At 62.3% G+C, this 22,294-nt stretch carries 16 protein-coding genes and 1 pseudogene; 12 read left to right on the top strand and 5 right to left on the bottom strand.

Annotation, left to right across the window (positions count from 1 at the left end):
• Positions 1–640 precede the first annotated feature (640 nt).
• Positions 641–2,185: a peptide MFS transporter gene (locus tag HWX91_RS10565; protein WP_028198343.1), complete on the top strand. Its 1,545-nt coding sequence runs from the start codon at positions 641–643 to the stop codon at positions 2,183–2,185.
• Positions 2,186–2,276: 91 nt separating this feature from the next.
• Here HWX91_RS10565 and HWX91_RS10560 read toward each other — a convergent pair whose 3' ends face one another.
• Positions 2,277–2,714, bottom strand: a complete 438-nt coding sequence (locus tag HWX91_RS10560; protein ID WP_028198342.1) for a carboxymuconolactone decarboxylase family protein — start codon at positions 2,712–2,714, stop codon at positions 2,277–2,279.
• Between the two features lie 112 nt (positions 2,715–2,826).
• Here HWX91_RS10560 and pdxR point away from each other — a divergent pair, with 112 nt between their 5' ends.
• The 8 genes from pdxR (at position 2,827) to HWX91_RS10520 (ending at position 12,926) form a co-directional block, all read left to right on the top strand.
• Complete coding sequence (gene pdxR / locus HWX91_RS10555) at positions 2,827–4,305, top strand: MocR-like pyridoxine biosynthesis transcription factor PdxR (RefSeq protein WP_028198341.1); 1,479 nt, start codon at positions 2,827–2,829, stop codon at positions 4,303–4,305.
• Positions 4,306–4,493: 188 nt separating this feature from the next.
• Entirely contained in the window at positions 4,494–6,539 is a 2,046-nt protein-coding gene (locus HWX91_RS10550; RefSeq protein ID WP_102857543.1) for a bifunctional 2',3'-cyclic-nucleotide 2'-phosphodiesterase/3'-nucleotidase, read from the top strand.
• The gene (locus tag HWX91_RS10545; protein WP_081833180.1) at positions 6,536–7,294 is read left to right on the top strand and encodes a tetratricopeptide repeat protein; all 759 of its coding nucleotides are present in this window, start codon (positions 6,536–6,538) and stop codon (positions 7,292–7,294) included. The genes HWX91_RS10550 and HWX91_RS10545 overlap by 4 nt, the downstream gene beginning before the upstream one ends.
• Positions 7,295–7,765: 471 nt before the next feature.
• Positions 7,766–8,218, top strand: coding sequence for an HU family DNA-binding protein (locus tag HWX91_RS10540; protein ID WP_028198339.1), 453 nt, complete (start codon positions 7,766–7,768; stop codon positions 8,216–8,218).
• Positions 8,219–8,614: 396 nt separating this feature from the next.
• The gene (locus HWX91_RS10535; protein WP_028198338.1) at positions 8,615–10,024 is read left to right on the top strand and encodes a circularly permuted type 2 ATP-grasp protein; all 1,410 of its coding nucleotides are present in this window, start codon (positions 8,615–8,617) and stop codon (positions 10,022–10,024) included.
• Between the two features lie 193 nt (positions 10,025–10,217).
• Positions 10,218–11,168, top strand: a complete 951-nt coding sequence (locus tag HWX91_RS10530; protein WP_028198337.1) for an alpha-E domain-containing protein — start codon at positions 10,218–10,220, stop codon at positions 11,166–11,168.
• A gap of 12 nt (positions 11,169–11,180) precedes the next feature.
• The gene (locus tag HWX91_RS10525) at positions 11,181–11,981 is read left to right on the top strand and encodes a transglutaminase family protein (RefSeq protein WP_028198336.1); all 801 of its coding nucleotides are present in this window, start codon (positions 11,181–11,183) and stop codon (positions 11,979–11,981) included.
• A 75-nt stretch (positions 11,982–12,056) separates the two neighbouring features.
• A complete protein-coding gene (locus tag HWX91_RS10520) occupies positions 12,057–12,926 on the top strand; it encodes a proteasome-type protease (protein ID WP_028198335.1) in 870 nt (289 codons plus the stop codon).
• A 208-nt stretch (positions 12,927–13,134) separates the two neighbouring features.
• Here HWX91_RS10520 and HWX91_RS10515 read toward each other — a convergent pair whose 3' ends face one another.
• Together HWX91_RS10515 and HWX91_RS10510 are read right to left on the bottom strand one after the other, a co-directional pair.
• Positions 13,135–14,319: a porin gene (locus HWX91_RS10515; protein ID WP_028198334.1), complete on the bottom strand. Its 1,185-nt coding sequence runs from the start codon at positions 14,317–14,319 to the stop codon at positions 13,135–13,137.
• 422 nt (positions 14,320–14,741) lie between these two features.
• The gene (locus HWX91_RS10510) at positions 14,742–16,058 is read right to left on the bottom strand and encodes a YihY/virulence factor BrkB family protein (protein ID WP_028198333.1); all 1,317 of its coding nucleotides are present in this window, start codon (positions 16,056–16,058) and stop codon (positions 14,742–14,744) included.
• A gap of 218 nt (positions 16,059–16,276) precedes the next feature.
• Here HWX91_RS10510 and HWX91_RS10505 point away from each other — a divergent pair, with 218 nt between their 5' ends.
• Positions 16,277–16,816 (top strand): YbaK/EbsC family protein, encoded by a 540-nt coding sequence (locus tag HWX91_RS10505; RefSeq protein ID WP_028198332.1) that lies wholly within the window; start codon positions 16,277–16,279, stop codon positions 16,814–16,816.
• Between the two features lie 117 nt (positions 16,817–16,933).
• Positions 16,934–18,493: a methyl-accepting chemotaxis protein gene (locus HWX91_RS10500; RefSeq protein ID WP_028198331.1), complete on the top strand. Its 1,560-nt coding sequence runs from the start codon at positions 16,934–16,936 to the stop codon at positions 18,491–18,493.
• A gap of 84 nt (positions 18,494–18,577) precedes the next feature.
• Here the strand turns inward: HWX91_RS10500 and HWX91_RS10495 are convergent, their stop codons facing one another.
• Positions 18,578–19,168, bottom strand: coding sequence for a BPSL1445 family SYLF domain-containing lipoprotein (locus HWX91_RS10495; RefSeq protein WP_028198330.1), 591 nt, complete (start codon positions 19,166–19,168; stop codon positions 18,578–18,580).
• A 262-nt stretch (positions 19,169–19,430) separates the two neighbouring features.
• The gene (locus HWX91_RS10490) at positions 19,431–20,819 is read right to left on the bottom strand and encodes an FAD-binding oxidoreductase (protein ID WP_028198329.1); all 1,389 of its coding nucleotides are present in this window, start codon (positions 20,817–20,819) and stop codon (positions 19,431–19,433) included.
• A gap of 968 nt (positions 20,820–21,787) precedes the next feature.
• On the opposite strand from HWX91_RS10490, the pseudogene HWX91_RS40490 reads away from it, so the two are divergent.
• Positions 21,788–22,294 (top strand): annotated as a pseudogene (locus HWX91_RS40490) (hypothetical protein); the annotation flags it as partial.

Here is a 22,294-nt window from a genome sequence, read left to right as displayed (position 1 = left end):
ACGAATCGTGTTTCTATTTGCAGAATCTGGCCGCCTGGCGGTCGAGGGCGCGTCTTTGTATCAGACGCGATGCCGGCCGCTGTTTTTCATTCCACGTGCAGCGATCCTGCGCAACGGAGCATTGTCCAGCACGTTCTATCCGAACGCCGGCTGGCATGAGGACTTGACTATCATTGCCGATTTTTCCCGCCGCGAGCGTAGCGTTCGCCGCCAGACGCGGCCGCCGTCATGCTGCCGCTGGTTCGCCGGCCGCCGGAGCCCCATGTTCCGCGATGCTTTATCATTGAGCCCGTTCCGCCTGCCGGAGCCAGTGCCCAATGTGGCGCAGCGCCCCCTAAACCCCCAAAAGGACTTCCTGCGGGGCACAGGTGTTCCATCGGGGCGCACCGCGTGGCGGGCCTCTATCCCATCCCCTGGTTTTTCTGCTGGTTTTGGCGTCTCGCTTTGCAGTCAGTCTGCAAATGAGCGCACCGCTCAGTTTCCAGACGAACGTGTAGATGAACGCGCCACTGATTGCGCACGCGTATGCCAATGCGCGTAGCGCTCGGCGTCCGGCCGGCTGAACGTTTTCCAGAATCCGTTTTTCGCGCCGCATGGCCAGTCCATGCGCCGTCGCAACCGTAAGTACAAGAGGTACATGATGAATTCGTCCAACCCCGCGGAGCGCGCACCGGTCTCGCAGACCCGTTCGTTTTCGACGGTCTTTCTGATCGAGATGTGGGAGCGCTTTGGTTACTACGGGATGGCCGCGCTGCTGGTCCTGTTCATGATCGACAAGCTGAACTTCATCGACAGCCACGCCACCCTCACATGGGGCGCGTTCACAGCGCTGGTGTACGCATCGCCGTCGATCGGCGGCTGGATCGGCGACAAGATTCTCGGCGCGCGCCGCACGATGATCTTCGGCGCGGTCGTGCTGGCGGCCGGTTATTTCATGCTGGCGCTGCCCAACGAGCAATTGAACTACATGTACGCGTCGCTTGGCGTGATCGTGGTGGGTAATGGGCTTTTCAAGGCGAACGCCGCGAATCTCGTGCGCCGCATCTATGAAGGCGACGACGCGCGCATCGACAGTGCATTTACGATCTACTACATGGCGGTCAACATCGGCTCCACGTTCTCGATGCTCGCGACGCCGTGGATCAAGGACCATTGGGGCTGGCACACGGCCTTCGCGGTCTGCTGCGCGGGCATGCTGCTATCGGTGCTGAACTACTTCATCATGTTCCGCACGCTCGCGCATATCGGCTCCGCGCCGGACGCCGAACCGATCCGCTGGAAACGCGTCGGCGCGGTCGCGCTGGGCGGTGTCCTGCTCGGCACGGCCACGATGTTCGTGCTGCAGCACAAGGCGATTGCGGTGGCTTGCGTGTACACGGCGGGCGTCGCGATTCTGGCGATCTTCGGCTATATGCTGATGAAGTGCGAGCGCTCGGAGCGCTCGGGTCTGATCGCCGCGCTGGTCCTGACCGCGCAGGTGATCCTGTTTTTCGTGTTCTACGTGCAGATGTCGACCTCGCTCACGCTGTTCGCGCTGCGCAACGTCGATCCGCGCTTCGTCCTGTTCGGCGAGACGCTGTTCACATGGAGCGCCGCGCAATTCCAGGCGCTCAATCCGATCTGGATCATGCTGCTGAGCCCGGTGCTCGCGCTGCTTTATACGAAGCTCGCGAAGAACGGCAAAGACGTGCCGGTGGCCGTCAAATACGCATGCGGCTTCGCGGTGGTGGCGGCCGGTTTCTTCGTGTATGCGGCGAGCGGCAGCTACGCGGTGAATGGACGGGTGTCGTCGTGGTTCATGGTCGGCGGCTACGGCTTGTACTCGCTCGGCGAATTGCTGGTGAGCGGGCTGGGTCTCGCCATGATCGCGCGCTACGTGCCGGTGCGGATGAGCGGTTTCATGATGGGCGCTTACTTCGTGGCAACCGGTGTGTCGCAATACCTGGGCAGCGTGGTGGCGAATTTCGCGCAGATGCCGAAGGGCGACATGGACCCGCTCGAATCGCTGCCGTTGTACATCAAGCTGTTTACGGGCCTCGGCTGGCTCGCGGCAGTGGGTGCGCTGATTGCCGTGCTGCTGTTGCCGCTGATGCGCAAGCTTTCGCGTGAGCATCAGCGTTGTGGCGACGAAACGCGTGAAAATGCGCGGCGAGAGGCGGCGTTGCGGGACGCGGTGGCGGAGTAAGCCGCTGCCGCGTCGGAGAGCGGCGCCACGCTGCCGCTTTCCACTTTCCACTTTCCACTTTCCACTCGTCACGCTCGATCAACTCCGACGTTTACTCCGGCAATTTGCGGAATGAAACCGCAATCCGGTTCCAGCCGTTGATCGCAATGATCAGCAAGGTCAGGTCGCTAATCTCCTGCTCGGTGAAATGCGGCTTCACCGCTTCCCACACTTCATCCGGTACCCGCGTTTGAGCGATCAGTGTGACCGACTCGGTCCACTCGAGCGCGGCGCGTTCGCGCTCGGTGAAGAACGGCGCTTCGCGCCACGCTGCGATGGTTGCCAGACGCCGCTCGGTTTCACCGTGCTTGCGAGCGTCGGCCACGTGCATATCGAGGCAGAACGCGCAGCCGTTCAACTGCGACGCGCGAATCCGCACCAGTTCCGCGAGCGATTTGTCGATCGTGCTTTTGCCGACGGTTTCTTCGAGCGCGATCATCGCGCGAGTGCCGCTCGGGCTGGCCTTGTAGAAGTCGAGACGAGATTGCATGAGCTGTTCCTTATCGTAAATGTCCGCTCCGAAGGCGGTGACGGAGGTAAGCTTACGGTCGGCATTGGTATTTCGGAATAACCATTTCCCGGATATTTGAGGTAACCACTGGATGGAGATCCATATCGCGGTAGAAGGGCGTCACGATCTGTCTGGACAGATCTACCGGCAATTGCGTGCCGGCATACTCGAAGGGCGGCTCGCCGGCGGCACGCGCCTGCCGTCCACGCGCGATCTCGCCACGCAACTGGGCGTGTCGCGCAAGACCACGCTCGACGTATTCGAACGGCTCCTTTCTGAAGGCTATCTGAACGCCCGCGCCGGTTCCGGCACGTTCGTCGCCGATGGACTGGAACGTCTGCCGGTGCAGCGCTCGTCGCATGCGCTGGCTGCCGAGTCGGCGCGCGAGCGCGCGAAGGCGAAACAGAAAACCGCGGCGCGTGCGCAGCCGCTGTGGGAGCAGATGCCCGAGACCTTTTCGTTGCCGATGCCCACGGTGGCGTCGCCGCACGATTTCGTCGGCGGCGCGACCGACAAGTCGCTGTTCCCCTTCGATGTCTGGCGCCGTTGCGTGAACCACGCGTTGCGTGTGCAGGCGCGCAGTCCGGGTTCATATCGCGAAGTGGCCGGCGAGCAGGAACTGCGCCTCGCGATCTCGCGCTACCTGGCGTTCAACCGCGCGGTCACGAGCAACTGGGACGACGTGATCGTCACGCAAGGCGCGCAGCACGCACTCGATCTGATCGCGCGCATCACGTTGCGGCCCGGCGAAATCGCGGCGCTCGAAGACCCCGGCTATCCGCCGGTGCAGGCGTGCTTCACGGCCGCGGGCGCACGCGTGGTGCCGGTGCCGGTGGATAGCGAAGGCCTGATCGTACGCAAGCTGCCGGACAAGGCGCGGGTGGTCTATGTGACGCCCTCGCATCAATTCCCGCTCGGTATGCCGATGAGCCTGGAGCGGCGCATCGAGCTGCTCGAATGGGCGCAGGAACGCGGCGCCGTGATCATCGAGGACGACTACGACTGCGAGTACCGCTTCGAAGGCCGGGCGATGGAGCCGCTGAAAAGTCTCGACCGCGCGGGTCTCGTCGCGTATGTGGGCACGTTCTCGAAAACGATTTTCCCGGAGCTGCGCGTGGGTTACGTGGTGCCGCCCGCGTCGCTTTACGGGCCGCTTCTGAAGGCTCGCCAGATCGCCGATTGTCACGGCTGCGCACTTACGCAAATCGCGCTTGCGCGCTTCATGCTGAACGGCGATTTCGCCAAGCATCTGCGGCGCATGCACAAGACTTATGCGGCCCGCCGCGCGATGCTGCTCGAGCATCTGCGAGGCGATCTCGCGCCGTGGTTCGAGCCGATCGTGCCGAGTGCGGGAATTCATATGACGGCGCGGCTAAAGGCGCCGTTGAGCGAAGAAAGACTCGTGAGTGCGGCGCGTGAAGCGTCGATCGGTGTGTATGGACTTGCCGCCTTCCATCTGCGCGTGAAGCCGCAGCCGAGCGTGCTGTTCGGCTACGGCAACATCGCTGTCGAGCATATCGACGCGGCGCTCGGCAAGCTTGCCGGCATCCTGCCGCGCCTTGCGCGCTGATGACCCTAAGCTCACGCAAATATTACTTAAACCTATCTGAAGCCATACAAATCATTGTCATAAAGCAGCCGTAACCTTGCGCTTCTGTAATTGTTTGTAATGCAACGCCGCTCCCGGATGGAGCAGCGCGATAAGACAACAACCGGAGGATAGTAGGGATGCGACTGACGTTTATGGAAGCAAAGAGGATGCGTGCGTTGCGCATGGCCGGCGCCCTGGGCGCCTTAGGTGCGGTGAGCGCGATCGGCATCACGGCATGCAGCAGCGACGTTGACACGGCGCAATCCCAGCCGCAGGTGGCGAGCGGCACCAAGGCGACGCTCGCGCTGCTGGAAACCACCGACATCCACACCAATATCCTCAGCTACGACTATTACAAGCTGGCCGAAGACAAGTCGCTCGGTCTGGAGCGCACGGCGACGCTGATCGCGGCGGCGCGCAAGGAATTCCCGAACACGCTGTTGCTCGACGACGGCGATACGATTCAGGGCACGGCGCTCGCCGACTATCAGGCGCAGGTCGCACCGATCGACTGCAAGACCACGCTCGGCGTCTACAAGGTGATGAACCTGCTGAAGTACGACGCGGGCACGATCGGCAACCACGAATTCAACTACGGCCTGCCGTTCCTCGCCCAGGTGACCGGCAGCGCGTTCGACGTGCCGAACATGAGCCCGGTCGCATCGCAACCGGCCTGCGCGGGACCGAACTTTCCGCTGGTGCTCTCCAACGTGCTCGGCGCGAAATCGCAGCAGCCGATTTTCAAGCCGTACACCATCCTTGAGCGCACGCTGACCGCCACGACGCCCGACGGCAAGACCGTCAGCGCGCCGGTGAAGATCGGGGTTATCGGCTTCACGCCGCCCGCGATCATGGCGTGGGACAAACGCTGGCTCGACGGCAACGTCTATACGCAAGGGCTGGTGGAAAGCGCCTCGAAGTACGTGCCGGAAATGAAGGCGAAGGGCGCGCAGATCATCGTCGGGATGTCGCACGGCGGGCTCGACAATTCGACCTATTCGCCGTCGATGGAGAACGGCAGCTACTATCTTTCGAAGGTGCCCGGCATCGACGCGATGCTGATCGGCCACTCCCACCAGGTGTTCCCCGACAGGAACAGCACGGTTTCGCAATTCAATCTGCCGGGCGTGGACAAGGTGAAGGGCACCGTGAACGGCGTGCCGACCGTCATGGCGAATTTCTGGGGCAAGCATCTTGGCGTAATCAAGCTCGCGCTGAACTATGCGAACGGCACGTGGACGGTGGACCGCAGTTCGAGCACGGCGGAAGCACGCTCGATCCAGAACGCGGATAACAGCTACGTGGCGGTCGATCCGACGATCTCGCAGGCGATCGCGGCCGAACACAGCGCGACCATCAACTATGTGAAAACGCCGATCGGCACGACCGATTTCCGCATGACCAGCTACTTCGCCGACGTGGGCGACGTCTCGGCCATCGAGATCGTCAATCAGGCGCAGGCGGCGTACGTGCAGGATTACGTCAACGCGAATCTGCCGCAGTATGCGGGCATCCCGGTTTTGTCGGTGAGCGCGCCGTTCAAGAGCGGTTTTGGCGGCGGCAGCGATTTCACCGACGTCGCGCAGGGCAATGTCGCGATCAACAATGCCGCCGACCTCTACCTCTACCCGAACACGATTTACGCGGTGAAGGTGACGGGCGCCGATCTGAAGGCCTGGCTCGAAACCGCGGCGAAGCGTTTCAACAAGATCGATCCGGCCAACACGGCGGCGCAGGCACTCGTCAGTACCTATCCGGGCTATAACTTCGACATGATCACGTCGAAGGATTTCAGCTACGAAATCGACGTAACGCAGGCCGTGGGCAGCCGGATCCGCAACCTGAAATATCAGGGCGCGGCGATCTCGGATACGCAGCAGTTCATCGTCGCGACCAACAACTATCGCGCGAGCGGCGGCGGCAGTTTTCCGGGGCTGGACGGCAGCAAGACGATTTATGCCTCGCCGGATGCGAACCGCGACGTCCTGATTGCGTACATCAAGAAGCTGCAGTCCATCAAGGTGGCGAACAACGGCAGCGATCGTAGCTGGCGCTTCACGAAGGTGGCGACGGCCGGGCAGGTGACTTTCAAGGCGCCGCCGAATCTGACGCCGCTTGCGCAGACCTACGGCATCACCAACGTCACCCAGCTTCAGGCCGACGACGGCACCGGCAAGGGTCTCGGAGTCTACGCAGTGAACCTGAACCAATGATGGCGCGTTTCTCTTTGAGACCGGCGGTCGCGGCGGCGACGCTTGGCGTGGCTGTCGCGATCGCTGGCGGAACCCTCGCCACGGTCGTGGGCACGCAGGTTTCCAATGTGCAGATCGACGATTGGCAGATGCAGGGGACCGCGACGCACGCTGCCTGGCCAGTGTGGCGGCTGCGCATTGCCGCGGCATTCGGCAATGTGGCGGCGCGCGAGGCATTGGCCGACGTGCTGGTGAGTTCGGCACAACTCGACGAGCGGCGCGAAGGCGTCGAGTTGTATCGCCGACTTGCGCTCGACGGCGTGCCGGCCGCGCAAGGCACGCTCGGACATCTGCTGCTGCGCGGGCTGCCCGGCATCGCGCCGGATTATGTGCAAAGCCGCCGCTGGCTGAGCGTAGCCGCGTCGCGTGATGCGCAGGCGGCTTACGATCTGTCGGCGCTTTATCGCAACGGCTATGGCGTCGCGCGGAATCCTCAACTGGCGATTCGCTGGCTGGAGCAGGCGGCGCAAGCCGGGCTGCCGCTCGCGCAATTCCAGCTCGCCAACGAGTATCGCTTCGGCGCCACGCTGCCGCACGACGACGCGCTTGCACTGCAATGGCTGACGCGCGCGGCCAATGCGGAGTTACCCGAGGCCAATCTGGCGCTGGCGATTGCCTATCGCAACGGCGAGCTCGGCATGGCACGCGACGAGGACGAGTACTGGGCTCACGTGAAGGAGACCGAGCACGATCTGAAGCACGTCAGCCGACCATGATCGCGCATTGAAACGGCCCGCGATTGTCTGTCGCGGAGTCATCCTGGACGCCCCATGCAGAGATTTTCGCTGCAGGGGGCGTGTTTTTTCTGTCGCGTGAACGGGCATCGCGGGCACTTCGGCGAGTGACGAGTGAGTTATCGAGTCGCTATCCATCGGCGACGGGCAACCGCAGCGGACCGTCGGCGATCATCGTCCGGCGCTGAAAGTGCCTCTATTTACGCACTGAAATGACTTGTAACGCCCGTTACGTGTCTGTGTTGCGAGCGTGGCCGTCGCGCGCGGACACAGGTTTACCCGCTAAAACAAGCCTCAAAATGCATTGCGCAGTCTGCGCCGCGCAACAAACCTTCGCTGTTATACACAAAAGATTCGCGCAAATCGTATTAGCGCTTGTAGAATCCGGCGTTGAAGCGTGCACATACCGTGTGCGCTTCGTGCAATTCACTGACCACTACAGGTAGGAGAAACATGCCGACTTCCGCAAAAAAGGTGGCCAAGAAGGCTGCTGCCCCGGTACCGACCAAGAAGGTTGCTGCAAAGAAAGTCCCTGCGAAGAAAGCCGTCGCAGCTAAGAAGGTCGCCGTGAAGGCTTCCAGCGCTCCGTCGCCGATCAAGGACACCTTCACGAAGGCCTCGCTGGCTGCACACGTCGCTGAACGCGCTGCTGTGGAACCGAAGGCAGCCAAGGCTGTTCTGGCCGCGCTCGAAGACACGATCCTCGGCGCCGTGCACAAGAAGGGCGCTGGCGAATTCACGCTGTCGGGTCTTCTGAAGATCGTCGTGCAAGCTGTGCCGGCGAAGAAGAAGCGCTTCGGCAAAGACCCGTTCTCGGGCGAAGAGCGTTGGTTCCCGGCCAAGCCGGCTAGCGTGCGCATCAAGGCACGTCCGCTGAAGAAGCTGAAAGACGCTGCAGCAGGCTAATCGCGTTTCATGCGTCGGCGCGGTTTTTAGCGTGCTTTTTTAACGGTTGGTTTTTGACCGTGCGCTTTTAACCGTGCTTAACGTTTGAGCCGATCCGTAGTGCAAGTTGTATGAATCCCCGTGGATGCGAATCCGCGGGGATTTTTTTATGCGCGCCCGCTGTGCTTGCGAATTCGCCGCCGCCCGCCACGGTGTCCCTTATGCACCGTACTAGCGCATCGTGAGCCGTCGCAGTACGATGGCAGCGAGGCATGCCGGTCGGGATGCGCTTTTAGCGTGCATGCACCGTGTCTGGCGCGCGAAAAGCTCAATGGCATAGCGCTTGCTTGAACGATTGTCGAACACCGAATGCGCAGCGCATTCGCCTTCTATCCGACAACAAGAGCGGGGCGTGACATGCGATGCTATGACGAGATGCGTCATCATGACGATGCCGTGCGGCCACACTACGCGCGCTTTGAGCGGTGGCTGGTGAAGCAGGGCAACGAAGCGATCGCACGCAAGCGTGCGGAAGCCGACCTGCTGTTTCGCCGGGTCGGTATCACCTTTGCGGTGAACGGCGATCTGTCCGGCACCGAGCGGCTGATTCCCTTCGACCTGATTCCGCGCATCATTCCGCGCAGCGAATGGCAGACGCTCGAGGCCGGTTTGCGCCAGCGGGTCCAGGCGCTCAATCTGTTTATTCACGACGTCTATCACGATCGCAACATCGTGCGCGCCGGCATCGTGCCGGCCGAACAGGTCTATACCAACGCGCAGTACCGGCCCGAAATGCAGGGCGTCAACGTGCCGCTCGGTGTTTACGCGCATATCGCCGGGGTCGACGTGGTGCGCGCGGGCGACGAGGGCGAGTTCTACGTGCTCGAAGACAACCTGCGGGTGCCGTCGGGCGTGTCCTATATGCTGGAAAACCGCAAGATGATGATGCGGTTGTTCCCCGAACTGTTCGTGCAGAACCGCATTGCGCCGGTCGCGCATTATCCCGATCTGCTGCTCGACACACTGCGCTCGGTGGCGCCTGAAGGCGTCGACGATCCGGTCGTGGTGGTGCTCACGCCGGGCATGTACAACTCCGCGTATTTCGAGCACACGTTCCTCGCACAGCAGATGGGCGTCGAGCTGGTGGAAGGCAAAGACCTGTTCGTCGACGACAACTACGTGTTCATGCGCACCACGCAGGGGCCGAAGCGCGTGGATGTGATCTACCGCCGCGTCGACGACGATTTTCTCGATCCGCTCGCTTTCCGCAACGATTCGGCGCTCGGCGTGCCGGGTCTGTTGACCGCGTACCGCGCCGGACGTGTGGCGCTCGCGAACGCCATGGGCACCGGCATCGCCGACGACAAATCGATCTACCCGTACGTGCCGGAAATGATCGAGTTCTACCTCGGCGAGAAGCCGATCCTCAACAACGTGCCCACGTTCCAGTGCCGCAAGCCCGACGATCTGGCCTACACGCTCGCGCATCTGCCGGAGCTGGTGGTGAAGGAAGTGCACGGCGCGGGCGGTTACGGAATGCTGGTGGGACCGGCTTCGACGAAAGCCGAAATCGAGTCGTTCCGCGAGCGCCTGATCGCGCGGCCCGCGGGTTATATCGCGCAGCCCACGCTGGCGCTTTCCGCGTGTCCGACTTTTGTCGAAACGGGCATCGCGCCGCGCCATATCGACCTGCGGCCCTTCGTGCTGTCCGGCAAGGGCGTGACGATGTGCGCGGGCGGTCTCACGCGCGTGGCGTTGCAGGAGGGCTCGCTGGTCGTCAATTCGTCGCAGGGAGGCGGGACTAAAGATACGTGGATGGTCGACTGACGCGGTTGCATCAGCGGTTGCCATGCAGTTGCCACGCAGTTGGCATGCAGCAACGCCTGTCACCCGGCAGGCAGCCGCGCCCGCAACCTGACGCGCCGGCAGATCGCTCAGACTGCCGCCGGCGCACACGGATAACCCGCGCGGACCCTTACTTTTTGCCCAGGTCTTGCGTCATCAGATACGGAACGCCGTCATGCTAAGCCGAACCGCCGATCACCTCTTCTGGATGGCCCGCTACATGGAGCGCGCGGAGAACACCGCCCGCATGCTCGATATCAACCTGAAGGCGCTGCTATTGCCGCAGACGCCCGAACAGGAGGCGCGCGCGCAACGCTCGGTGCTGCGCATTTCCGAACTCGAAGCCGCTTTCGCACAGCGCTACGACGAACCGACTCGCGAACACGTGCTCGATTTCATGGTGGCCGACGCGACCAATCCGTCGAGCATTCACTCGTGTTTACAGGCCGCGCGTGAGAATGCCCGCGCCGTGCGCGGCACCTTGACGACCGAATGGTGGGAAACCATCAACGACACCTGGCTCGAGTTCAATGAACGTTCCCTGGCCGGCCAGGCGGCCAGCAATCCGGGCGCGCTATTCGAGTGGGTGAAGTTCCGCTCGCATCTGTCGCGCGGCGTGACGATCGGCACCGCGTTGCAGGACGACGCGTTCTTCTTCACGCAGCTCGGCACCTTCCTCGAACGCGCCGACAACACCGCGCGGATTCTCGACGTGCGCTTTGCCGACGTCGAACCGAATTCACGCGACGCCGCACGCCAGCTCGAAGACTTCTATTACTGGACCTCGATTCTCAGTTCGGTGTCGGCGCTGGAAATTTATCGCAAGGTGTATCGCGACGTCGTCACGCCGGCGCGGGTCGTCGAACTGATGATCCTGAACCAGCAGATGCCGCGTTCGCTGCTCGCTTCGCTCGAAGGCGTCTGTTCGAATCTGGCGATGCTGCGCACGCCGGGCTCGAACCAGTGCGAACGGTTCGCCGGCAAGCTGCGCGCCGAGTTGCTGTACTCCGACATCCGGCAGATTTTCGAAGCCGGCCTGCACGCCTATCTGACGCAGTTCCTTGCTCGCGTGTTCGAGCTCGGCAATCTGGTTGCGCGTACCTATCTGATGCTGCCAGTCGCCTGACGGAGTTTTCTTATGTACCTGACGATCCGCCACGACACGTCCTATCGCTACGAAGCGACTGTCCATTATTCGATCCAGCAATTGCGCCTGACCCCTTCGAGCGGCGCCTCGCAGGTGGTGCGGCGCTGGAGTATCGATGCGCCCGGCAAGCTCGACGCCACCTTCGATGCGTACGGCAATGTGCTGCACACGCTCGTCATCAACAAGCCGCATGGCGAGATTCGTCTGCATGTGGCGGGCGAAGTGGACACCATTGCACTGAAAGACGGCCTGTTGCCTGACGCGGTCGGCCCGATCCCGCTCGAGCATTTCACCTGCTCGACACGTCTTACGGAGGCCGACGCGGCGGTTCGCGAACTGGCTGCATCGGTGCCGAGCCTCGCGAGTTCGGGCAATCTGATCGAGCTGTCCGAACAGATCGTGCAGCGCGTGAAGTACAACCCCGGCGTCACCGAAGTCACCAGCACGGCCGCCGAGGCGCTCGCGCTCGGCAACGGCGTGTGCCAGGACCATGCGCATCTGATGCTGGCCTGTTGCCGCGTGCGCGGCATCCCGGCGCGTTATGTGAGCGGCTACATCGAACCCGGCGACGTCGAGCACGGCGCGAGTCATGCCTGGGTCGACGTCTGGCTCGATGGCCAGGGCTGGATTTCCGTCGACGTCACGCATGCCGCGTTTGCCAGCGAGATCTACTGCCGGCTCGCCGTGGCGCGCGACTACGAAGCTGCCGCGCCGGTGCGCGGCCGGCGTATCGGCGGTCTGGAAGAGCAGCTCAAGGTGTCTGTCACGGTCAGTGGACAGACGCCGCAATAGCGGCGGCAGGCGGGCGGCGCATGCGCGCGGCATTACAATAGCGCCGTTCTGTCGTTTTTTGCGGGTACTTTCCCTATGACCTACTGTGTGGCCATGTCCGTCGACGACGGGCTCGTGTTCCTGTCGGACACGCGCACCAATGCGGGCGTCGATCACATCAGCACGGCGCGCAAGATGTCGGTGTTCGAGCAGCCGGGCGAGCGCATGCTCGTGCTGCTGGGCGCCGGCAACCTGTCGCTTACGCAAGCGGTGCTGCACGAGTTGTCCGAGCCCACCGATCCCTCCCAGCCCACGCTCTGGAACGCAGCGACCATGGCCGACGCGGCCCGCGTGATCGGCCGCGCAGTGCGCGGTGTGCATCAGCGCGAAGCCGAGGCGTTGCAGGAATTCGGCGTCGACTTCAACTGCAGTTTCATTCTCGGCGGCCAGATCGCGGGCAATCGGCCGCGCCTGTTCATGATCTACGCGGCGGGAAATTTCATTGAAGCGTCGGCCGTGAACCCGTATTTCCAGATCGGCGAGGCCAAGTACGGCAAGCCGATCATCGACCGCGTGCTGACACCGTCCACGCCGCTCGACGAAGCGGCCAAGTGTGCGCTGATCTCAATGGATTCGACGCTGCGCTCGAATCTGTCGGTGGGTCTGCCGCTCGATCTTCTGGTCTACGAGAAAGATTCGCTGCGCGTCACGCGCTTCGTTTCGATCGATCACGACAATGCCTACTTCGAGATGATTCATCGCACGTGGGGCGAGCGGTTGCGTCAGGTATTCGGTGAGATTCCCGATCCGGACTGGCAGGATTCGCCCAACGTGCCGCTGCTGCAACGCGATCGTGCACTGGTGCTGCATCGTGCGCCGGTGGGGGCGGACGGCGTGGAGCACGAATTCGATGCAAAACCGGCGCAGACTTTGGCGCAGGCGGAGAAGGCTAGAGCGCAACGCTAAGCCACGGTGGGCGCGTCTGCGTCCGTTTTCTTCGGCGCCATGTGCTGCGCCACGCTGTAGCCTTGCCCACGGCTGATTCAGGCGTCGGCAACGTGCTGCACTGAGCCGCCTTCACAGCCAGAACCATCAGGCGAAAAAAAACAGCCACGGGTTTGCACCCGTGGCTGCTTTTCAACTGCGTATTGCTTCAGCAGTCCGTCAAGTTCGATTAGAACTTGTGGCGGATGCCCAAGCTAACCAGTTCTTGCGAGCTGCTTGCCGAGTTGTAGCCGTACGAACCGATTGCTGCGCCGGCGTCGACGACGACCGTGCCAGTCGAGCCCGGAATCGGGTTTGCAATGCGCTGGCTGCCGCTTGCGTGCTGATACGCGCCGACCAGGTAGATGTCCGTGCGCTTCGACAGGTTGTAGTCGCCGCCCAGCGAAACTTGATGGTACGTTGCGTCCGTGTCGCCGCTAGCCTTCGTATAGACGTAGCCCAGACCGACCAGCATTGCCGGCGTTGCCTGGTAACCCAGGTATGCGCCACCAACGTTGTACTTCTCGGTCGAACCGAAGCCCGATTGTGCGTCCGGCTTGTATTGCGCGTTGCTGTAGCGCAGGTTGGCTGTGAACGGGCCTGCAACGTACTGCACTGCCACCTGAGCGATGCCGATCGACTTGGCCGTACCGTAGATGTTGCTGATCTGGTTGTCGAACGTACCATCCGACGTGCCGCCCCATGCAGCGCGCGGCGTGGCCGAGCTCGGATTGTCGGCACGGAAGTAACCTGCTGCCACGCTGAACGGACCCGTCGAGTATGTTGCTGCGCCCGACCACGTTTGACCCGAACCCGTTGCGCCGGCCACACCGCCGAATGCGTACATGCCTTCGAACTGGAAGCCGCTCCACACCGGCGACGTGTACTTGACAGCGTTGCTCGTACGCGAGGTGTTGTCGTTGTTGTCAACGTCGCCCGGCGTTGCGAAGGTGGAACCGAAGTAGTTGTCACCCGTCAGCGGTTGAACCAGGTCGACCACCGGATCGTACTGACGACCCAGCGTGAACGTACCCCACTGATCGCCCGTCAGGCCGACGTAGGCTTGACGACCGAACATCTTGTTGCCTTGACCGAGCTTACCGGTGTTGATGTCAAAGCCGTTTTCCAACTGGAAAATCGCCTTCAGGCCACCGCCGAGGTCTTCCGTGCCCTTCAGGCCAAAACGGTTGCCTTGCAGGTTGCCGCCGACCAGACCGACTTGATTGGCGTTCTTGCCCGAAGCATCGACAGTATTGTGAGCGTACTGGATCGACTCATCGATCAAACCGTACAGGGTGACGCTGCTTTGAGCATGCGCGATGCCGGTGACGCCCAGAAGCGCCAGCGAGAGGGTAGACAGTGCGACTCGTTTCATCCATTTCTCCACGCAGATGATTAGTTTGTTGTTGCGGAAAGGAGAATAGCTCACTGCCTCAGGCGTTAAGAACTGGAAAAAAAAGAGTGTCGCCAAAAACTGACAAACGACGCAAAGCCTTGTATTTAAAGCCTGTTAACAATTATTGCTGTTTCCGCAATATTGCATCGTGAAATGCGCATTATTGTTGTTTCCTTGATAGTGAAGGCTTCGGTACTGGTAATTTGGACGCTTGTTTGAATGGTCGTTGTAATGTAGTCGTCTAGCCGTTCCGGCTGTTTTTCGGCGCCCATGTAAAAAGCGACCGGCATTGTGCTTGACGGGCGCGCTGGACAGCATTTACGCGTTGTGATCCATCTGAGCGGACTGCGGTCGCGGTCACGTACGGGTCACGACCGGCCTGCTTCAGAACGCTTCGGGCCTCATCTGCCGCTGCCGCTATCGTCTCCGTTGCGGCGCGCTACGGTTGCTGCCGCCAGTCCGGCTGCCGCCGCGAACAGCACCGAGGTCCACGGATGCCGCCGGACATAGCGGTCGGCCGCGACGGCCGTGCGGCCCGCGCTGGTCAGTGTGACGGCGGCGGCGCGTGTCGCGTGGGCTTCGGCCAGCACGACCGAGCGGCCGATCTTCACCGCGGCCGCTCGCGCGGAAGCTCGCTTGCGCGTTCGATTTCGCGGCGAAGCCGAGGCTGACGCGGCGTCGGCAGAGGCTGACGCCACCGCTGCTACCGCCGCCGAGGCCGTGGGAACCTTGCTGCTCTTTGCATGCGGCACGGCATCGGCGGATACGGTCGATGCCGCCAGTACCGAAGCGAGCTTGGCGCGGCTTCCGGGCGGCGACTCGTCCTGCATGCCCCAGCCGCCGCGCGGATCGTGCATGCGCCCGCGCGCCGCCGAAAACTCGGCGCCGAGCAGCAGCACGGCGGCCGAGAAGTACAACCACATCAGCAGCACCGCCAGCGACCCCGCCGCGCCGAACGAACTCGCCATCCCGGCGTGTGCGATATACAGCGCAAAAAGCTTCTTGCCGGCCGAGAACAGCACGGCGGCTACGACTCCGCCGACGAACGCATCGCGCCAGCGCACCTTGGCGTCGGGTAGAAACTTCAGCAGGCCGGCGAAGGCGAAGGCCAGCACCAGCAGGCCGACACCGAGTTGCAGCAGATTGCCGATCACCACATACGGCGAGTCGCCCCATAACCATTTGCCGATGAACGTGATGACTGTGTCGAGCACCAGCGAGACGATCAGCAGGAACGCGACGCCGAGCACGAGGCCGAACGAAATCAGGCGCACGCGCACTAGTGCGATCACGCTCGACGAGCGGGGCCCGGTATAGGGCCACACCAGATTGAGTGCGCTATTGAGCGACGAGAAGGTTGCCGAGGCGCCGATCGCGAGCATCGTGAACGAAATGATCGCCGCGATGCCGCCGGCGCTGCCACTGTGATGAGCGTTCTCGACGATGGTCTGTACGCCCGCCGCGGCCTGGTCGCCGAGCAGACCATGAATATGGTTGAACAACTCACCGCGCGCGGCTTCGGCGCCGAAGAACCAGCCCGCCACGGCGATCACCATGACCAGCGTGGGCGCGAGCGAGAACGCCGCATAGAAGGCGATGCTGGCGGCCATGGCCGCGCAGCGGTCCTCGGCAAACTGTTTGAATGCGCCGATTGCCCAGTTGGCCTGCTTGCGGGCCACCGACTGGAGGTTCTCGGCGGAAAGCGTGTCGATGTCCATGGTCGTTTTTCTCAATGGGATGCAGGCGCCGGATACGCCATGTACTTGCCGCGAATTTACCGTGAGGTGGCATCGACGCCGCCCTCGCCGTATCGACGCGTCCCGCAAACCGTGTGCCTGTGACTAACTATAACAAGCACCGGATGCACCTGGGCGTGACACGCCGCAAGCACGCATGCCATTAGAATGCCGATGAACCTTCACACCTTCTTATCACCATGCACTCGCACGAACTCGTCAAACAGCTGGACGTCATTGCCGCAGAACACTTGAGCGCGCATTTGCCCGCGCATGTCGTCGAAAATCTCCCGCCCGAGGGCGTGACCGTATTTGCCGTGAGCGACGACGCGTCGGACACAGCCGAATTCAGCGCGCGCTACGGCTTTGGTCTGGAAGATTGCGCCAACACGATCGTGGTCCGCTACAAGAAGGAGGGCGCCGAACATTATGCGGCGCTGGTTTCGCTCGGTTCGCTGCGCCTCGACATCAACGGGGCGGTGAAGGCGGCACTCGGCGCGCAACGCCTTTCGTTCGCCAAAAGGGAAGCCGCCGTGGAGCATAGCGGGATGGAATTCGGCGGCATTACCGCGTTCGGCTTGCCGGACGACTGGCGCATTCTCGTCGACGCCGCTGTCATGGAGCGCGCCCAGATCGTGATGGGAGCAGGGGTCCGGGCAGCCAAGCTGCTGCTGGCGCCCGACGTGCTGCGGCAATGGCCACGGTGCGAAGTCGCCGCGCTGACGCTGCCCGCCGAGTGAACAAACGCTGAAGTTTTCCGCCGCCGGGCCGTTATTCCAAAGACTGACATAAATAGTTGAAGTGCCTGCTCTCACGCGGCGCCTCGAATACAAGTACAAGTCCAAAGGAATACGGAGATGGAACGCTTTCGCCTGAAAGTGCGGCTGTGGCTTGCGCTGGCGGTAATGTGCACGGGAATTCTGGCGATTGGCCTGTGGGGTGCTTTCAAAACGCACGATACGATGATCGCCGACCGCCAGGCCGAACTGAAAAGCGTCGTGAGCGTCGCTTACAGCGTGCTGGATCGTTATAACGGCCTCGTCGCGGCCGGCACGATGCCGCTTGCCGACGCGCAACGCGCGGCCATGGCCGATCTGCGCGCCATGCGCTACGACGGTGCCGGCGGCTACCTGGTGATCGAGGACCCGCATGCCAGGGTGCTGATGCACGGTGTGCGGGCCGATCTCGAAGGCAAGGACATGAGCGGTTTCACGGACCCGAAAGGACGCCATGTTTTCAAGGACGGCTCCGATCTCGCCGAACGCGAGGGCGAGGGCTTTATCCATCTGGAGTTTCTGAAGCCGGGCTCCAATCAGATGGCGCCGAAAATCAATTACGTGCGGCTCTACAAGCCGTGGGACTGGACGATCGTGACCGGCGTGTTCACCGACGATATCGACGCGGCGTTCTACACCGCGCTCGCGCAGTATGTCGGCGCGTCGCTGATTTTGTGCCTGCTGGTGTCGCTGGTGATCGGCGTGATCCTGCGCAGCATCTTGCGGCAACTCGGCGGTGAACCGGCCTACGCGGCGCAGATTGCTTCGCGTATCGCCGATGGCGAGCTCGACGTGGTCGTCGAAACGAAACCCGGTGACGACGTCAGCCTGCTCGCCGCGATGCAGCGCATGCAGCATCGTCTGGCACAAGCGATCACGCAGATTCGCAGCGGCGCGACCTTGATCTCAACTGTTTCCAACGAGATCGCGGCGGGCAACGCGGACCTGTCGCGTCGCACGGAGCAGCAGGCGAGCGCGCTCGGCGAGACCGCTTCGAGCATGGAGCAGATCACGGCGACTGTGAAGCAGAACGCCGACAACGCGAAGCAGGCCAGTCAGCTTGCAAACAATGCTTCCGAGACAGCGGCACGTGGTGGCGAAGTGGTCGGCCAGGTGGTCGAGACGATGCGGGGGATTTCGCAGTCGTCGCACCGGATTGGCGACATTATCGGCGTGATCGAGGGGATCGCTTTTCAGACCAATATTCTTGCTTTGAACGCGGCTGTCGAAGCGGCTCGCGCCGGCGAAGAGGGGCGCGGCTTCGCCGTGGTGGCGGGCGAAGTGCGCAGCCTCGCGCAGCGCAGCGCGGCGGCGGCCAAGGAGATCAAGACCCTGATCGAGGAGTCGGCGGCGCAGATCGAAGGCGGCTCGCAGTACGTGGATCGCGCGGGTGAAACGATGCAGGAAGTGGTGCACGCGGTGCGCCGGGTGACCGACATCATGGGTGAGATCAGCGCGGCATCGGTCGAACAAAGTTCGGGCATCGAGCAGGTCAATATCGCGGTGGCGAGCATGGATCAGACGACCCAGCAGAACGCGGCGCTAGTGGAAGAAGCGAGTGCTTCGGCCGATGTGCTGAAGGCGCAGACCGGTCAACTGACGGCAGCGATTGCGGTATTCACGCTGCCGGAAGGGCGCTGATCGAGGCGTCACGCGGGCGCTTGCACGGCCGCGTGACGGTGCCTGATTGTGGTTGGCACGCTGTGTTTAACAAGCGCGCCTAGCTCAGATGATCAGACGCGAGACCTTGGTGCCTTCGAGCGACACGCCGGCCATCAGGCCACCGTTCGTCAGCACAAAAGCTTCGACCGGGCTGGTGGCGGTTGAGGTATCGACCGCGCCGTTAGCGCCGATTTTCAGCACCGCGACGGTTGCGTCAGCGCCTGCCGCCCATCCCTGGCTGCTGAGGAATTTGTCGAGCGCTTCTTGCGTCATGAACAGGAAGATGAGCGCCTTGGACTGCGCGCCGATCTGCAAACCGAACGAACCCGCGACGGTGCTGTAGTAGCCAGTGGTGCGGCCGCCTACGCGTAGCGCGCCTTCTCCGTACTGAGCGCCAATCCAGAAGCCAGCCGAAATCACTGACGGAAACACGAGCACGCCGCGCGCTTTGGCGACCAGTTCGCGCGAGCCGGCGGCGTTCGCGTAGAGACGCGACAAGGTGGAGTCGACCCCTGCGTTGATCGTGTCGCGCTTGGCGGCATTGGCCGAAGGCGATCCACTCGCGGATGACGAGGTGGTCGTGCAGCCGGCGAGGCCAAAGCCCGCTGTAGCCAAAGCGGCGCTCGTGGTCATAATGAATTGTCGTCTGCGCATGATCGTTCTCCTTGTGCGTGATGAAAGGGGCGGTTTTTAATTTAAATAGCGAGTGCCGCGATGCCGACTGTCCGCCGGATGCCCGGACGCCCGCCCGCCGGACGCCGACAGCCCCGATGCCGGTCACCCGTATGCCCGCTGAACAGCATTTTGCGTGCCTGACCTCCACGACTTGGGTATCAGACAGCAGTGATGCGCCGACGTTCACCTTGGGATTCACTTCGCCTGACGCCGCTCTCTCTTTCTCTTTCTTTCTCGATCCTCACGCCGACGGACGGATATTCTGATTGTGGCGGAACAGGTTCTGCGGGTCGTAGCGGTGCTTCACTGCGACGAGGCGTTCGTAGTTCGGCCCGTACGCATCAGCCACCCGTCCGCCTTCCTCCTGCGTCATGAAGTTGACGTACACGCTGCCTAACGCGAAGGGTGCGGCCGCGTCGAAGAAGGCCCTTGCCCAGGCAATACAGCGCTCGTCATCGCTCGCGTTGTCCCAGCGGCCGTGTACGTTCATGGCGTACTGCGTATCGCGGCTCGAATAAGCCGTGGCTTCGACCGGTACCCGGCTCGTCTGCGCGCCGATCTGCCCGAAAAAAATTTCGCATTGAGGCGAAGGCAGCGTGCTGATCGCCTCGAGCAGCGCGTCGACGAGACCGTCCGGTATGCCGTCGAGATTGTGCGACTTCCAGTAGTTGCGAGCGCCCGGTGTGAGCAGCGGATCGAACGCCTGCTGCCACATGGCGTACGGCATCGGCCCAAGGTGTTCTCCCACCGGTGTGCCGAAGCCACGCACGTTCTCCACCACGGACGGGCCGTTTTCAACCGGGCCGGTGTAGCACATTGCGAATACGATGACCGGCTTGCCGTGCACCTCGGGCGGCAGGAATGGCAGCGGCGGCGCGAGCCGCAGAACGGCCCACACACTCAATTCGTCTGGCATCTGCTCCGCAGCGGCTCGGTACTGTTGCAGGGCAGACTTCGCCTGATCGAGCGGCAGCACGACGAGGCCGCCATATACAAGTGGCCCGACCGGATGAAGTGCGAACTCGAAGCGTGTTACGACGCCGAAATTGCCGCCACCACCGCGAATCGCCCAGAACAGATCTTCATTCGAATCGGCGCTCGCATGCCGCAGCTCGCCGTCGGCAGTCACCACGTCCGCGGAAATCAGATTGTCGACGGTCATGCCATATCGACGGCTTAGCCAGCCGAAACCGCCGCCGAGCGTCAGACCTGCCACCCCCGTGGTCGAGTTGATGCCAAGTGGCGTGGCGAGCCCGAAGGCCTGAGCCTCGTGGTCGAAATCGCGCAGCGTCGCGCCGGGTTCCACATACGCGCGTTTTGCCACTGGATCGATCTGGACGGATTTCATCGGCGACAGGTCGATGACGAGACCGTCGTCGCACAGCGCGGTTCCGGCGATGTTGTGGCCGCCGCTGTGCACCGCGAGCGGCAGGCCGTGGTCGCGCGCGAACGTCACGCCGCGGCGCACGTCGGCTACGCCCGCGCAGCGCAGGATCATTGCAGGATGCCGGTCGATCATTGCATTCCAGATGCTGCGGGCCGCGTCGAAACCCGCGTCGCCGGGTAATAACAGTTCGCCTCGGATTGCGGCTTTGAGCTCGTCGGCGGCGCTGCTGGACACGCTAACCATGACACACCTCCACACTTAGTAGGGGACGCACACCCGCAACACAATTCAGCTGAACAAAGCAAATCGAAAGCGTCTGGACAGGTTCGGGTTACGTCCAGTAAACGGCCTTGCTCCCGTATATCAAACAAAGGTAAACCCGCGTTTGCGCTCTGCGTCGCGCGAAAGCACGCGTGGTAAGTGTTCGCGCATTGCGGTGCGATTTACGCCAGCCGGCGCTGCGGCGGATGGTGCAAACGCTTCGGGAAAAGGTGGTGTGAGGCGAGGCGATTGGGCACCGTGGCTTGTGACCGCGCGTGGTCCAAGGCGACGGAAAGGCCAGCACGTTGCCGGCGAACTTTTCAGGCGTTGTGACGCGCCGCAGTGCATTGAACTGGCGCTCAGGTTGAAGACATGCGGGCGTGGCCGCGCTCGCGTCTGATTTGTGGTGTCTGTGTGATTGCCCGCATTTTTGTCTTTGCCGATCCTTCTTTCTGTCCGGACAAACGCTTATTCGTTTGCGTGATGCGCTGCCTGGCTATCTGGAAAACTCCGCCGTATTCATCTGAAGAAGGGATTCTTTTTGTTAAATTGAAAATAATAATCTGGACTACGTATTTTTAAAAAATACGGCGCGGCGGATGAGAGTTAACGATCTTTGACAGTGGCGAGACGCAATTAATCAGAAACGGGTCATCTATATCGCATTGCGTGGTCTAGCGCACGGTCACGGCGAGGTGCTGCGCATAACTTCAACGTCCATCGGGCCCTGCTGTGCCTTTTCAAGGAATTGTTCGCGCACAGCGTGTCGTTTTCCCCGGATGAGTCAAATCTCGCCGGGATTTTCCGTGGGAGAGATGCCGGGCGTCAGGGTTTTCTGGGGCGACGCGCGGCAATGTTGACCGGGCTTTGAAGTTTCATTGTTTAACAGCGAACAGAGATTCAATCGTTATCCGGATCTGTATTTCCAAATAGATGTTTAGGAGACTGAAATGAAAAAGCAAAACGGGGAAACACGGGCGTTGGGGACAGGCAAAGCGGTGTTGGCGGTCGCGGTGAGCCTTTATGCGGCGATGGCGGGTGCTCAAACGAATCCGGCGACATCTGTGGCGCCGTCGGCCGATTCTACGAAGCTGCTGATTGCGCAAGCGTTGCCAATCAGTTGTTCGTTATTTGACGCGGCAGGCTGCAAACAGGAGGAGGGCGGGTCGCGCGCAGCCGGTGGGTCCGGCGTGGCAGCGGCAGGAGGTTTGGGGGCGACGTCGTCTTCGGGTTCACAGAACAGCAATGGCAGCGGAACTTCGGCGACTGGTGTGGGCGCAGGCGGTTCCTCGAGCGGGTCGACGTCGAACTCGGCCGGACTGGGGGCTGGGAGTGTGGGAAGCGGTGGAGATGGCGGGAAGGGGGGCGCGGGTGGTGGCGGGGCGGGTGGTGGCGGGACGGGTGGTGGCGGGACGGGTGGTGGCGGGGCGGGTGGTGGTGGGACGGGTGGTGGCGGG

Source organism: Paraburkholderia fungorum (genome assembly GCF_902833645.1).
Classification (GTDB): domain Bacteria; phylum Pseudomonadota; class Gammaproteobacteria; order Burkholderiales; family Burkholderiaceae; genus Paraburkholderia; species Paraburkholderia fungorum.
The sequence above is the reverse complement of the archived record's forward strand: the minus strand, read 5'-3'. Positions and strand labels throughout refer to the sequence as shown.

Bases quoted from the DNA above. Each gene is read 5' to 3' on its own strand.
- HWX91_RS10565 (WP_028198343.1), top strand. From the start codon at position 641: ATGAATTCGTCCAACCCCGCGGAGCGCGCACCGGTCTCGCAGACCCGT.
- HWX91_RS10560 (WP_028198342.1), bottom strand. From the start codon at position 2,714: ATGCAATCTCGTCTCGACTTCTACAAGGCCAGCCCGAGCGGCACTCGC.
- pdxR (WP_028198341.1), top strand. From the start codon at position 2,827: ATGGAGATCCATATCGCGGTAGAAGGGCGTCACGATCTGTCTGGACAG.
- HWX91_RS10550 (WP_102857543.1), top strand. From the start codon at position 4,494: ATGCGTGCGTTGCGCATGGCCGGCGCCCTGGGCGCCTTAGGTGCGGTG.
- HWX91_RS10545 (WP_081833180.1), top strand. From the start codon at position 6,536: ATGATGGCGCGTTTCTCTTTGAGACCGGCGGTCGCGGCGGCGACGCTT.
- HWX91_RS10540 (WP_028198339.1), top strand. From the start codon at position 7,766: ATGCCGACTTCCGCAAAAAAGGTGGCCAAGAAGGCTGCTGCCCCGGTA.
- HWX91_RS10535 (WP_028198338.1), top strand. From the start codon at position 8,615: ATGCGATGCTATGACGAGATGCGTCATCATGACGATGCCGTGCGGCCA.
- HWX91_RS10530 (WP_028198337.1), top strand. From the start codon at position 10,218: ATGCTAAGCCGAACCGCCGATCACCTCTTCTGGATGGCCCGCTACATG.
- HWX91_RS10525 (WP_028198336.1), top strand. From the start codon at position 11,181: ATGTACCTGACGATCCGCCACGACACGTCCTATCGCTACGAAGCGACT.
- HWX91_RS10520 (WP_028198335.1), top strand. From the start codon at position 12,057: ATGACCTACTGTGTGGCCATGTCCGTCGACGACGGGCTCGTGTTCCTG.
- HWX91_RS10515 (WP_028198334.1), bottom strand. From the start codon at position 14,319: ATGAAACGAGTCGCACTGTCTACCCTCTCGCTGGCGCTTCTGGGCGTC.
- HWX91_RS10510 (WP_028198333.1), bottom strand. From the start codon at position 16,058: ATGGACATCGACACGCTTTCCGCCGAGAACCTCCAGTCGGTGGCCCGC.
- HWX91_RS10505 (WP_028198332.1), top strand. From the start codon at position 16,277: ATGCACTCGCACGAACTCGTCAAACAGCTGGACGTCATTGCCGCAGAA.
- HWX91_RS10500 (WP_028198331.1), top strand. From the start codon at position 16,934: ATGGAACGCTTTCGCCTGAAAGTGCGGCTGTGGCTTGCGCTGGCGGTA.
- HWX91_RS10495 (WP_028198330.1), bottom strand. From the start codon at position 19,168: ATGCGCAGACGACAATTCATTATGACCACGAGCGCCGCTTTGGCTACA.
- HWX91_RS10490 (WP_028198329.1), bottom strand. From the start codon at position 20,819: ATGGTTAGCGTGTCCAGCAGCGCCGCCGACGAGCTCAAAGCCGCAATC.